The sequence below is a fragment of the Enterobacter cloacae complex sp. IR5403 genome, from assembly GCF_049238705.1.
GTDB classification, from domain to species: Bacteria; Pseudomonadota; Gammaproteobacteria; order Enterobacterales; family Enterobacteriaceae; genus Enterobacter; species Enterobacter hormaechei_C.
Genome location: NZ_JBMKHP010000007.1, coordinates 228,264 through 240,239, shown reverse-complemented (window position 1 = coordinate 240,239; position 11,976 = coordinate 228,264). Strand labels below are relative to the sequence as shown.

The 11,976-nt window shown below is 53.9% G+C and carries 11 protein-coding genes; 4 read left to right on the top strand and 7 right to left on the bottom strand.

The genetic code is table 11. The features are described 5' to 3' along the window. The first annotated feature begins 186 nt into the window (after positions 1-186). Both ACOTW6_RS12975 and ACOTW6_RS12970 read left to right on the top strand, forming a co-directional pair. On the top strand, positions 187-639 hold the full coding sequence (locus ACOTW6_RS12975; protein ID WP_213789161.1) for a DUF4385 domain-containing protein: 453 nt from the start codon (positions 187-189) through the stop codon (positions 637-639). Positions 640-790: 151 nt separating this feature from the next. After that, the gene (locus tag ACOTW6_RS12970) at positions 791-2,098 is read left to right on the top strand and encodes an MFS family transporter (RefSeq protein ID WP_017383558.1); all 1,308 of its coding nucleotides are present in this window, start codon (positions 791-793) and stop codon (positions 2,096-2,098) included. On the opposite strand, the gene ACOTW6_RS12965 is transcribed toward ACOTW6_RS12970, so the two are convergent. The 5 genes from ACOTW6_RS12965 to trxC all read right to left on the bottom strand — a co-directional run bounded on the left by ACOTW6_RS12965 (position 2,095) and on the right by trxC (position 7,816). Continuing rightward, positions 2,095-2,418, bottom strand: a complete 324-nt coding sequence (locus ACOTW6_RS12965; RefSeq protein ID WP_003860739.1) for a YfiM family lipoprotein — start codon at positions 2,416-2,418, stop codon at positions 2,095-2,097. The two genes, ACOTW6_RS12970 and ACOTW6_RS12965, sit on opposite strands and share 4 nt — an antisense overlap. 45 nt (positions 2,419-2,463) lie before the next feature. Continuing rightward, the gene (gene pssA / locus ACOTW6_RS12960; RefSeq protein WP_026094276.1) at positions 2,464-3,819 is read right to left on the bottom strand and encodes a CDP-diacylglycerol--serine O-phosphatidyltransferase; all 1,356 of its coding nucleotides are present in this window, start codon (positions 3,817-3,819) and stop codon (positions 2,464-2,466) included. Between the two features lie 109 nt (positions 3,820-3,928). Further along, complete coding sequence (locus ACOTW6_RS12955) at positions 3,929-6,592, bottom strand: bifunctional acetate--CoA ligase family protein/GNAT family N-acetyltransferase (RefSeq protein ID WP_213789162.1); 2,664 nt, start codon at positions 6,590-6,592, stop codon at positions 3,929-3,931. Between the two features lie 35 nt (positions 6,593-6,627). After that, positions 6,628-7,326: a tRNA-uridine aminocarboxypropyltransferase gene (gene tapT / locus ACOTW6_RS12950; protein WP_062933319.1), complete on the bottom strand. Its 699-nt coding sequence runs from the start codon at positions 7,324-7,326 to the stop codon at positions 6,628-6,630. A 70-nt stretch (positions 7,327-7,396) separates the two neighbouring features. Continuing rightward, on the bottom strand, positions 7,397-7,816 hold the full coding sequence (trxC, locus tag ACOTW6_RS12945; RefSeq protein ID WP_003860733.1) for a thioredoxin TrxC: 420 nt from the start codon (positions 7,814-7,816) through the stop codon (positions 7,397-7,399). A gap of 204 nt (positions 7,817-8,020) precedes the next feature. On the opposite strand from trxC, the gene ACOTW6_RS12940 reads away from it, so the two are divergent. Beyond that, a complete protein-coding gene (locus ACOTW6_RS12940) occupies positions 8,021-9,106 on the top strand; it encodes a tRNA/rRNA methyltransferase (RefSeq protein ID WP_045344820.1) in 1,086 nt (361 codons plus the stop codon). 39 nt (positions 9,107-9,145) lie between these two features. Here the strand turns inward: ACOTW6_RS12940 and ung are convergent, their stop codons facing one another. Continuing rightward, positions 9,146-9,835: a uracil-DNA glycosylase gene (ung, locus tag ACOTW6_RS12935; RefSeq protein ID WP_062933318.1), complete on the bottom strand. Its 690-nt coding sequence runs from the start codon at positions 9,833-9,835 to the stop codon at positions 9,146-9,148. 315 nt (positions 9,836-10,150) lie between these two features. Between ung and grcA the strand changes: the two genes are divergently transcribed. After that, complete coding sequence (gene grcA / locus ACOTW6_RS12930; RefSeq protein WP_003860727.1) at positions 10,151-10,534, top strand: autonomous glycyl radical cofactor GrcA; 384 nt, start codon at positions 10,151-10,153, stop codon at positions 10,532-10,534. A gap of 52 nt (positions 10,535-10,586) precedes the next feature. On the opposite strand, the gene srmB is transcribed toward grcA, so the two are convergent. After that, positions 10,587-11,915, bottom strand: a complete 1,329-nt coding sequence (srmB, locus tag ACOTW6_RS12925; RefSeq protein WP_003860725.1) for an ATP-dependent RNA helicase SrmB — start codon at positions 11,913-11,915, stop codon at positions 10,587-10,589. Between the last annotated feature and the right edge of the window lie 61 nt (positions 11,916-11,976).

The window sequence follows — 11,976 nt, the reverse complement described above, 5'->3', positions numbered from 1 at the left end:
GCCGTAGCGCCGATGGTAGTGTGGGGTCTCCCCATGTGAGAGTAGGGAACTGCCAGGCATCAATTAAGAAGAACCCCGTACCGTAAGGTGCGGGGTTTTTTGCTTTGTACGTAGAAAACATGCCGGATGGCGGCTTCCCCTTATCCGGCCTACAATTGTTAAAACAATTTTAACAATGGTGCCGCTTTGACTCGTCCCTTTGATTATCAACAAGATTTTGCCAATATTAATTTTCGCGAACATCCCGAATGGTATCAGGTTGGCCGGGGTGAGCAGGGCGTATTGATGGTCGAGCCTTATAAAAGCGAAATCCTGCCGCACTGGAGTTATAAAAATGCTGAAGTCGCAGCGCGTTCGGCAGAAGAGATCTACGCCCTTTTTGAAGAATACCGCAGGAAAAACGATTTTGTCGGCATGGATATGGCGCGTAAATTCATACAGATGGGATACACCCGTGCCCGGCGATACGCCAATCATAAAGGCGGTAAAAAGTATGATGAGAAGCGCCAGGTCAAACCCCTCGATCACGATCCAGTAAAAGCAGAAGCCGCTGCGGTGTTCAAAACGTGGTGGGATAAAATTCGTGCTGATGAAGATTATTTGCAGCGAAAAAAGGCTCACCAGCAAGCGTGGGGATAATTACTACGTCCGCTAATAATTCGATACCTGATCGAGTTCACAAAATCCAATGAAACATATTGGAAACATTTTATTTACCTAACGATTCGTTTTAAATCCGGTTTTACTGTTTGTGGGCAATGGCCCGCAATGTGAGACAGGGGATTTTAAAATGACAGAAACCGTAGCCAGTGCAGATACGGATAACACAAGTTTAGCAGGCAAGGATACTCGCCGTCGGGTTTGGGCAATCGTTGGAGCTTCATCGGGGAACCTTGTAGAGTGGTTTGATTTTTACGTCTATTCATTTTGTTCACTCTACTTTGCACATATCTTCTTCCCGTCAGGGAACACCACAACGCAGCTTCTGCAAACCGCAGGCGTTTTTGCCGCCGGGTTCCTGATGCGTCCCATTGGCGGATGGCTGTTCGGCAGGATCGCGGACAGGAAAGGGCGCAAGACATCCATGCTCATCTCCGTGTGCATGATGTGCGTCGGCTCGCTGGTGATTGCCTGCCTTCCCGGATATGACACTATCGGAACATGGGCACCGGCGTTGTTGCTGCTGGCACGCCTGTTCCAGGGGCTGTCAGTGGGTGGCGAATATGGCACCAGCGCGACATACATGAGCGAAGTAGCTGTTGAAGGGCGCAAAGGTTTCTATGCATCATTCCAGTATGTAACCCTCATTGGCGGTCAGCTGCTGGCGTTACTGGTTGTGGTGATCCTTCAACAAATCCTTAGCGATGAAGATTTACGCGCCTGGGGCTGGCGCATCCCGTTTGCCCTGGGGGCTGCCCTGGCGGTTGTGGCGCTGTGGTTACGCCGTCAGCTTGATGAAACCTCCCAGCAGGAGGTCAGGGCGCTGAAAGAAGCCGGTTCGATGAAAGGGCTGTGGCGAAACCGCAAAGCGTTTTTGATGGTATTAGGCTTTACCGCCGCAGGCTCGCTAAGCTTCTATACCTTCACCACCTATATGCAAAAATATCTGGTCAACACCACGGGCATGCATGCTAACGTTGCGAGTGTCGTCATGACGGTGGCGTTACTGGTCTTTATGCTCATCCAGCCGATTGTTGGCGCGCTGTCGGACAAAATAGGTCGCCGCACCTCCATGCTGATCTTTGGTGGCATGCTCACCCTGGGGACTGTTCCGCTTTTGACGGCGCTACAGCATACAACCTCTCCGTATGCCGCTTTCGCTTTGATTATGGTGGCACTTATTATTATTAGTTTTTACACGGCAATCAGTGGCATTTTGAAAGCAGAAATGTTCCCCGCACAGGTGAGGGCGCTGGGCGTAGGCCTCTCTTATGCGGTCGCTAACGCCCTGTTCGGCGGTTCGGCAGAGTATGTCGCGCTATCCCTTAAGTCATGGGGCAGTGAATCGACCTTTTTCTGGTATGTCACCATCATGGGGGCGCTGGCGTTTATTGTCTCCCTGATGCTGCATCGTAAAGGAAAAGGGATCCGCCTTTAATAATGCGCCATCTGCCAGACGGCGTAGCCGGTTGTTGCCCCGGCTACGTCCCAGGCAAAATCTTTCCAGCTCCAGCCGCTTCCCGAGGGGCGGCTATCCCAAAGTTCTTTTGATGCCCCCAGGCTGATGGAGAACATCAGCCCCATTGTGGCACTTCGATCCCGGCTATAACCCTGGTGCAGCGCATATTCATTACCCGCAGCGGACAACATTGCAGACGCCAGAAAGTGTTGAGCTTTATCCTGACCCGACCAGTTATCATTAGCCATATGGCTGCAACCGGTCAGGAAAAGAGGGATTATCAGGAAAGGCGTACGCATTAACAGACTCCATAAAAAAGCCCCGTCGATGACAGGGCTCGTGTATTACAGAATGCGGCTGATGAGGCGGTCGATACGGATCCGACGTAGACGGCGAATCAGCTTGCGAACTTTCACCGGATAATCAGCGATGCTTTGCAGATCGCGATAATGACGAACCACTGTAGTATGCGTGCGTATAAGCTCCAGCTCACGATCGCGTTTCGCGGCTAACGCATGCTGAGGATCGTGAATAAGGATGGCGTTTTCCAGATCCAGACGCCAGGCGCGTGGGTTCAGGTTATTACCGGTCAGCAGCATCCACTCATCATCCACCCACATCCCTTTAAGGTGATAGCTGTTGTCTTCATCTTTCCAGAGACGCACAACCAGCTGGTCTGTGTTCACATAGTACTGTAAACGGCTCAGGAAGCGACGCAGGTTAATCTCATAGAGATAAGGCAGTGCGCCGATGATCTTGAAAGGCTGATCTTCCGGAATGAAAAAGTCATTTGCCGTTTTATCCCCAACAATGATTTCCACCTTTTTACCATCACGCAGCAGCTGAATGATATTACGCACCAGAACGGCGGGAAGGTTAAAGTACGGGGTGCAGATGGTAAGCTTATGCTCAGCGCACGGCATCAAATGAAAGATAGTCTTGTTCAGCAGGCTGGATTTTCCCAGACCTACCAGAGGCGTAACGGACAGTTCTTCATTACTGGCATCACCCTGAAAACGATAAACCGCATCGCGCAGTTCCTGGCGGAAGGAGCGAACGTCATTTTTGATTTCCGGGCTTTTCGGGCGATGAGGATCGTCAAGACGGTGCACACCCCGACCATGAACCAGGTTTTTATCAACCCAGTTGAACATGATGTCAGCCATCTGCGGATTGCGGATCAGATGGTAGCGATCGTAGCGGTATTTATCGAGCTGATGGAGATACACATCATTCAGGCTGGCGCCGCTATAAAGGACGCTGTCATCAATGATAAATCCTTTAAAATGAAGAACGCCAAGCGCTTCACGGGTATTCACCGGTACGCCATACACCGGGATATCAATACCCGGATTTTCCTGGGCCGTGCGGCAATACCAGTCAGCATTGGTATTCGAGGCAGCCGCACCAATACGGCCACGCTGAGCGCGGTGCCAGTCAACCAGCACGCGAACATCCAGTTCCGGACGCTGACGTTTCGCTTCATAGAGCGCGTTCAGGATCGCACGCCCACCTTCATCTTGTTCAAGATAGAGCGCCACAATGCAAATACGTCGCGTAGCGCTGGCAATCTTTTCAAGAAGCGTCTCCCGGAAATGAGCGGGAGCATAAAAGAACTCTACATCATCAACTGACTGAGAAATCTTCGGTAGTTGAGCAAGGTGTTGTTGATGTTTATTACGCTTAAATTTTGACAACATCACAGTGCGTTTCTTCTCTGTTCATTGAAGGGTTGTCTGTACCAGGCAAACAACATAAGCGGACAATGATACCCCAGTGCCGGTAAAAGTGGGTAACATTTCCAGCAGCTTACTCTTGTTTATCCGTCGAAGTCAGGCTGAGGGACAGAGAGACAATGCCTTCATCCAGCTGGATATCAACGTCAAAACCGAGCTTCCGCGCCAGGGTCACCATACCCCGATTGTTTGGCATAGTAATGCCATTCAGGCGTGACAATCCGTGATCGCGCGTATAACCAATAAGTTTTTCGAGCAGCCGTCTGCCCAACCCCAAACCCTTAAGATCGGAACGCACCAGTACGGCAAACTCGGCATCCACGTTATCCGGGTCGGAAATGGCACGCGTCACGCCGAGGATCTCCTCTTCCGTTCCGGAACGGCGGACCGCCACAATCGCCATTTCTCGATCGTAGTCGATCTGGGTCATATTGGCTAAATCGTCGTGGGTAAATTCATTGATTTCGCTGAAATAGCGATAGTACAAATCTTCCTGCGTCACCTGCGAGATGAACGCCCGCAGCAGCGGCTCGTCTTCCGGCAGGATAGGGCGAAACAGCGCCCGCTCCCCATTTTTCATCTCCACCCACTCTTCCAGATGAAGAGGATAAGGACGAATGGCGAGACGGCTTTCCGGATCACCGTTATAGGGCGCAATATCCAGCGTCACGTCCAGCGCGGTAAATTCATTTCCGGAGGCAAGAAGGGGGTGGATATCCAGGCGCTGGATCTCCGCACAGTCGACAATGAGGTTGGAGACCTTCACCAGAAACTGGCTTAATCCGGCGATATCAAGCGGCCGCAGAGCGCTTCTCCCGAGGATTTTTTTGCTTTTTATGGCCTGAATAATTAAATAACGCGCCAGGTTCATGTTTAGAGGAGGAAGCGCGACAACCGCCTGCTCTTCTGGCCGCCACTCAACGCCGCCTTCACCCAGCATAATGAGCGGACCAAAAACCGGATCGTGTTCGACAACCACGCGCAGCTCCTGCGCACCCGCACGGTTGGCCATGCTCTGCACCAGCAGGCCGTGGATCCTGGCCTGTGGCCACGTCATTTTTACGCGATCGATAATGGCATCCGCGGCCTGTTGCACTTCTGTCGCGGTGCGCAGATACAGCATGACGCCCTGTACATCCGATTTGTGCGGAATATCGGGAGAGCGCAGCTTCAGCGCGACCGGATAACCAATCTGCTCAGCGATATGTACCGCCTCAGCGCTGTCGCCGGCAATCCAGGTGGGCAGGGTTTGCATCCCATAGCTGCCAAGAATGGGTTGCACCTCATGTGTGTCAAGGGAAGTGGCGCCCTCTTCGATGGCCTGCTGCAAAAGCCTGTGCACATCCACCGAATTTGCGGTGAGATTGCCCGGCAGGGCAGGCGTTTCACGCAGCTGCTTCTGGTTGCGGCGGTATTCAACCATATGCATAAACGCGGTAATGGTGCCCTCCGGGGTACGGTAGGTTGGCAACCCGGCTTCACTAAACAGACGCCGTGCCTCCTGGGAGGAGAACTCGCCGCACCAGTTGGTCAGCAGGGTAACGTATTTGCCGCGGGGATGGTTTCGGACTGCCTCAATCAGCGCTCGCGCACTTTCGCTGCCTGGCGCAACCGCGCTGGGCGAATGGATAATCATCAGCGCATCAAAGTCCTGGCTATCCAGCAAAATCGTGATCGCCTTAATGTAACGATCGCTGCTGGCATCATCGCGCAAATCGAGGGGATTATCGGGAACAACGCTTCCCGGTAACGCGTCCCGCAGGCGCTGGAGCGTCTCTTCACCCAGCGTGGCCAGCTTTCCGTTGCGTAGCCAGAGCTCGTCCAGCGCCAGGGCGGCGGGAGCGGCACCGTTGCTGACAATCATCAGCTTTTCACCGCGCAGGGGGCGCATGTGGCTTAACGTTTCGACGGCGGAAAAAAGTTCGTGCGTATCCTGTACCCGCAGCAGACCGGCGCGCTGGATCGCTGCATCCCATGCGGGATCCATCCCGGAACGGGAATGTAGCAGGCGCTGAGCCGCGGGGCTGCGCCCGCTTTTGATGACCAGTATCGGTTTATTACGCGATGCGCTACGCGACGCCGACACAAAACGACGGGCGTCGCTCAGGTGTTCAAGGTAGAGCAGGATAGCGCTGGTTTTGCTGTCACGCGCCAGGAAATCCAGCAGCTCATCGACGTCAATGTCCAGGCTGTCGCCCAAAGCGATGAAATAGGAAAAACCCATCTCACGCTGCTGCGCCCAGTCGAGGATAGTATTGGATACCGCAGCTGACTGCGAAATAAAGGCCAGTTTGCCTTTACGGATCGGAACCGGGGAAAAACTGGCATTCAGTCCTTGCCAGGGCGCAAGCAGGCCGAGGCTGTTTGGACCAAGAATGCGCATCTGGTAGCGGCTGGCGCAGGCCAGCAGTTCGGGCTGCTGTTCAGGAGGCGAGGAAAGAATAATGCAGGTTTTACAGCCTTTCTTACCGAGCGACTCAAGCAGTTCGAGGTTTCGTTTCGCATGCGTACAGAGCACGGCGAGGTCGGGAACGAAAGGCAGACTGTGCACATCCGGCCACGCCAGCACCCCCTGTACCGCCTTATAAGCGGGCGTAACGGGCATGACCGGGCCGTTAAACCCGCCAGCCAGCAGGTTACGCATCATCAGATACCCTGCGCGGTCCGGTTTCATCGAGGCGCCAATAACAGCAATGGATTTCGGACGGAGTAGCGCTTCTAACCCTCTCTGGCTCATACAGGCCTCCTGTGAATGCAAGCGACCTGATGATTTTAAACGCTTTCTGCCTCAGATGCTGTGACGCTACCCTTATGAACGGTTTTTCCCGCAAGATAACGTTCGCGGAAGCAGGAGAAGTGGGAGCCCAGCGCGCCAGCCGCCTGGGTATCACCCGCCAGATCCAGTAGCGCAATAGCGACTTCAGCGGTGCAATATTGACCGTCGGCATGCGCTTCACGTAAGCGATAGGCCGAAACGCGCGACAGATCGACGGAAATCACCGGCAGCGCATCAAGATAAGGGCTTTTGCGAAACATCTTTCTCGCTTCGGTCCAGGTGCCGTCGAGCATAATAAACAGCGGCGGCTTACCAGATGGTGGCGCCGTAAGCACCTGACGTTGTTCGCCTGCATATGATGCCGGGAAAACGACCATGGGCTGATAGTCCGGGCTTGCCACCAGGTCGAGCAGAGCCTGAGGTGGCTCAGTGCGCGACCACTGAAACGCTGCGGTGTTGGGCAGAATATCGGCGATCAAACGCCCCGTGTTGCTGGGCTTCATCGGTTCGGTATCGAACATGACCAGACAAAAGCGGCTTTTCGCCTCGCTCGGTGCAAGCGTTTCGCACAGACACACTTTTAGCGGTAAAAGGCAGCGCTGGCAGCGGCGAATACGATTGCCTCGGGCCAGAAAAGGGCGGGTGGCGCGCGCAAGGCGCTCGGCGCGTAATTGAAGTACAGCGTTATCAGTCATGGGCGAAAAGGCAGGAAAAACCCCATTTTCGCAGAGGAGAGAACGGGGCACAAGCTATGCCCCGCGAATGTTACAGGGATTCGTTTAACCAGCTGTCGAAAGGCGCCTTCGGTACTGCACCATTGAGCATGTCGATCACTTCACCGTTTTTGAAAATCATAATGGTTGGAATGCTGCGAATGCGAAAACGGGCGCTGAGTTCACGTTCCGCTTCGGTATTCACTTTGACAAAACGCATTTTCCCGCTGCGCTCTTCAGCCACGTCTTCGAAGATGGGCGCAAAGTTACGGCAGGGGCCGCACCACGGTGCCCAAAAATCGACCACAACAGGCAGATCGTCCTTGAGGAGTTTGTCCAGCGTAGCACCCGTCGCGTTAATGACATCGCCATCAAATAATTCGTGGCCACAACGCCCGCATTTCGCACCGTCATCCATCCGATCGTCCGGAATGCGGTTTAAAGCCTGACAGTTGGCACATACGGTATTCATAACTAACCTCTGATAGAGCCGTGGAACAACGGCAGAACGCCGATAATGTTTCTGATATGTTACATATTATCAGTGAGCCTGTATGAAACGACAACGCGTTTTATTCAATGGGAACAATAGTCACAGGCTTTTGTACGAAATTATGGCTATGAGCTTGCACATCGGGTAATCTGCGCGCTTCGCGCAGCGCTGGTGGAGAAAAGCATGAACGACGAAATGAAAAACAAAAGCGGCAAGGTCAAAGTGATGTATGTCCGCAGTGATGATGACTCTGATAAACGCACCCAAAATCCGCGTACCGGAAAAGGTGGCGGGCGTCCGGCGTCTTCTCGTGCAGACGGTGGCCGTCGCCCCGCCCGCGATGACAGAAATAACCGCGGCGATGACCGCAAACGTGATGACCGTAAGCGTGACGATCGCAAACGCGATGATGTTGTCCGCGACGGTGGATCGCCATGGCGTACCGTTTCTCGCGCGCCGGGTGAAGAGGTAACTGAAAAGGCCGATCACGGCGGTATCAGCGGAAAAAGCTTTATCGATCCGGAAGTGCTGCGTCGTCAGCGTGCGGAAGAGACCCGTGTTTACGGTGAGAACGCCTGTCAGGCCCTGTTCCAGAGCCGCCCGGAGTGTATCGTTCGTGCATGGTTTATCCAGAGCGTGACCCCGCGCTTTAAAGAAGCGCTGCGCTGGATGGCGGCGAACCGCAAAGCCTACCATGTTGTTGACGATGCCGAGCTGACAAAAGCGTCCGGTACAGAACACCACGGCGGCGTCTGCTTCCTGATCAAAAAACGTAACGGCACTACCGTGCAGCAGTGGGTTAGCCAGGCGGATGCCGATGACTGCGTGCTGGCGCTGGAAGATGTGGGTAACCCGCATAACCTGGGCGCTATGATGCGTAGCTGCGCGCACTTTGGCGTGAAAGGCGTTCTGTTGCAGGATGCCGCGCTGCTGGAATCCGGTGCGGCGATTCGTACCGCGGAAGGCGGCGCAGAGCACGTTCAGCCGATCACCGGCGACAGCGTGCTGGAAGCCCTGGAGCAATTCCGTAAAGCGGGCTACACCATTGTCACCACCTCAAGCCGTGCCGCTACGCCGCTGTTTAAAGCGACGCTGCCGCGCAAAATGGTGCTGGTGTTAGGTCAGGAGCGTGACGGTCTGTCTGATGCGGCACTCTCCAGCGCTGACCTGAGCGTCTCTATCGACGGCACTGGCAACGTTGAAAGCCTGAACGTATCCGTTGCGACCGGCGTGCTGCTGGCGGAATGGTGGCGTCAGAACAAGGCATAAGCCTTTTATGTGCCGGGCCTGACCCGGCACATTCAAACCCTACTCACTCTCTGCCGGTAACACAGGCATCCAGTCAATCGGCTTTTCGCCACGCTTTTCCAGCCACTCATTCGTCAGAACAAAATGATTACTGCCAAAGAAACCGCGATGCGCAGACAGCGGCGACGGGTGCGGTGCCTTCAGCACGTGGTGACGCTGACGATCGATAATCGCCCCTTTCTTTTGGGCATGCGAACCCCAGAGTAAAAACACGACGCCTTCACAATGCTCATTGATCAGGCTGATAACCTTATCGGTAAAGGTTTCCCATCCCAGACTGGCGTGGGAGTGTGCCTGACCCGCCCGGACAGTTAATACGGTATTCAGCAACAGCACGCCCTGGCGCGCCCAGCTTTCCAGATAACCGTGATTAGGGCGGGTGAAACCAGGAATCGTTCCTTCCAGCTCTTTATACATATTCAGCAGAGAAGGGGGGATGGCCACGCCCGGACGCACGGAAAATGCCAGTCCATGAGCCTGCCCGGGGCCGTGGTACGGATCCTGCCCCAGGATAACCACCTTTACATCACTCAGTTCGGTGTAGCGGAAGGCGTTAAACACATCTTTCTGCGGCGGATAAATTGTCTGGCCGGCCTGCCGTTCAGCCGCAACGGTACTGAGGGTGTTAATAAAATAGGGCTGCTGCTTCTCTTCTGCCAGCACGTCATGCCAGGTTAAAGGTGTTGTCATCTCGCTCTCCTGCGAATCTCATTCTGTGTCTAGCTTACCTGTTAAACACCAATGAGCAAAATTACCCGCGGAAAACCAGGCTAAGTGACTCAATTTATGTTGAAAACCAGGCAGGATAAGTCGAATTGGTAAACCTTTAAAATTGATCTAAAACAAAAAATACAGACCACACTCTTTGTGTGGTTGGTGGTTTTGTTGATTTAAATCAATAAATCACCCGGGTCTGAATGTTATATATACACACAACAAACAATGGTTTTACCAATTGGCCGCAAAAGGCCAGCATCAGTTAATGTAGCCTAAGGGAGGCAACACATGATTACAGGTATCCAGATTACTAAAGCTGCAAATGACGATCTGCTGAACTCTTTCTGGCTGCTGGACAGCGAGAAAAACGAAGCGCGCTGTGTAGTAGCGAAAGCAGGTTTTGCGGAAGACGAAATTGTTCCGGTGAGCAAACTGGGCGAAATTGAATACCGTGAAATCCCAATGCAAGTGCAGCCAGAAGTTCGCGTGGAAGGTGGTCAGCACCTGAACGTTAACGTCCTGCGTCGCGAAACGCTGATGGATGCCGTTGAGCACCCGGAAAAATACCCGCAGCTGACCATCCGTGTGTCTGGCTATGCGGTGCGTTTCAACTCGCTGACTCCGGAACAGCAGCGCGATGTTATCGCGCGTACCTTTACTGAAAGCCTGTAAGGTTTCAGCTTCGGGGGTGGAATAAAAAAGCCGGGAATGTCCCGGCTTTTTTTTACTCTTCCGTTTTTGTCTCTGACGCAGCAGAGCTTGGCTTACGGCGCTTACCAATATTTTTGGTATCGCGGTGGCGCTGTTTAACGCGCGGCTTCTCTTTTTCTTTCTCTTTTCTCTCAGCACGTTTCGCGAGCGCTTTCTTGGACGGTTTACCCGTCATTTTTTCACTCGGCGCACGTGTGGTCGGACGAAGTCCGTCAATCACGCGAGCTTTCAGCGGCTCCTCAACGTAGCGGCCAATTTTCTGTAGCAGCAGATGGTCGTGCGCTTCTACCAGAGAGATAGCAATTCCTTTGCGGCCCGCACGGCCGGTACGACCAATACGGTGCAGGTAAGTATCACCGCTGCGCGGCATATCAAAGTTGATCACGTGGCTCACGTCCGGGATGTCGATCCCGCGCGCGGCAACGTCGGTGGCAACCAGCACATTCACGCGGCCATCGGTCAGGCGCTTGATCCCTTCGGTACGCTTAACCTGCGCCATTTCACCTTCGAGATAGCAGTTGTTGATACCGGCATTGCGCAGCATTTCTGCCAGCTCATGCACGCGCTCACGTTTGCGGACGAAGACGATGGTACGGGTTGCCTCTTCCTGCTTCAGCAGGTGTTTCAGCAACTCAACCTTATGCTCAAGGTTATCTGCGCGGTAGTACCACTGGTGGATCTTCTTACGCTCACGCGTCGATGGCGTAGCGGACACTTCCACCGGATCTTCCAGCAGACGTTCGGCGAAATCTTTAATAGCATCCCCTTCAAGGGTTGCCGAGAACAGCATTGTCTGGTTACGCCAGCGCGTTTCACCCGCGATGTGTTCGATATCCTGGGCAAAGCCCATGTCCAGCATACGGTCAGCTTCATCGAGAATCAGCGTTTCTACCGCGCGGCAGTCGAAGTTCTCTTCCTTTATGTATTGCAGCAGACGGCCCGTCGTCGCGACAACGATATCCTGGTTTTCGCTGAACACTTCGGCGTGGTTCATATACGCTACGCCGCCGGTGATGGTCGCGATATCCAGATGGGTGTTCGCCGCCAGCTCACGCGCATGTTCGGCAACCTGCATCGCCAGTTCACGGGTCGGGGTCAGGATCAAAATGCGCGGCGGGCCTGATTTTTTACGCGGAAAGTCGAGCAAATGCTGCAACACAGGCAGCAAGTAGGCTGCTGTCTTCCCCGTGCCGGTTGGCGCAGAACCGAGCACATCGCGGCCCTCAAGCGCAGGCGGAATGGCCGCGGCCTGAATGGCGGTCGGGCGTGTAAAGCCTTTGCTCTCAAGGGCATTGAGCAGGCTTTCATCGAGTTCAAGTTCGGAAAAAGTCGTTACAGTCATGTTCTACCTCTGTGTGGGGCGCTGATTATAGACGTTACGGCTGTAATCTTCATCTGTTTGT

Excerpts from the sequence above, each read along its gene's own strand:
- trxC (WP_003860733.1), bottom strand. The coding sequence starts at position 7,816 with ATGAATACCGTATGTGCCAACTGTCAGGCTTTAAACCGCATTCCGGAC.
- pssA (WP_026094276.1), bottom strand. The coding sequence starts at position 3,819 with ATGTTGTCAAAATTTAAGCGTAATAAACATCAACAACACCTTGCTCAA.
- ACOTW6_RS12940 (WP_045344820.1), top strand. The coding sequence starts at position 8,021 with ATGAACGACGAAATGAAAAACAAAAGCGGCAAGGTCAAAGTGATGTAT.
- ACOTW6_RS12970 (WP_017383558.1), top strand. The coding sequence starts at position 791 with ATGACAGAAACCGTAGCCAGTGCAGATACGGATAACACAAGTTTAGCA.
- ung (WP_062933318.1), bottom strand. The coding sequence starts at position 9,835 with ATGACAACACCTTTAACCTGGCATGACGTGCTGGCAGAAGAGAAGCAG.
- srmB (WP_003860725.1), bottom strand. The coding sequence starts at position 11,915 with ATGACTGTAACGACTTTTTCCGAACTTGAACTCGATGAAAGCCTGCTC.
- ACOTW6_RS12955 (WP_213789162.1), bottom strand. The coding sequence starts at position 6,592 with ATGAGCCAGAGAGGGTTAGAAGCGCTACTCCGTCCGAAATCCATTGCT.
- ACOTW6_RS12965 (WP_003860739.1), bottom strand. The coding sequence starts at position 2,418 with ATGCGTACGCCTTTCCTGATAATCCCTCTTTTCCTGACCGGTTGCAGC.
- tapT (WP_062933319.1), bottom strand. The coding sequence starts at position 7,326 with ATGACTGATAACGCTGTACTTCAATTACGCGCCGAGCGCCTTGCGCGC.
- grcA (WP_003860727.1), top strand. The coding sequence starts at position 10,151 with ATGATTACAGGTATCCAGATTACTAAAGCTGCAAATGACGATCTGCTG.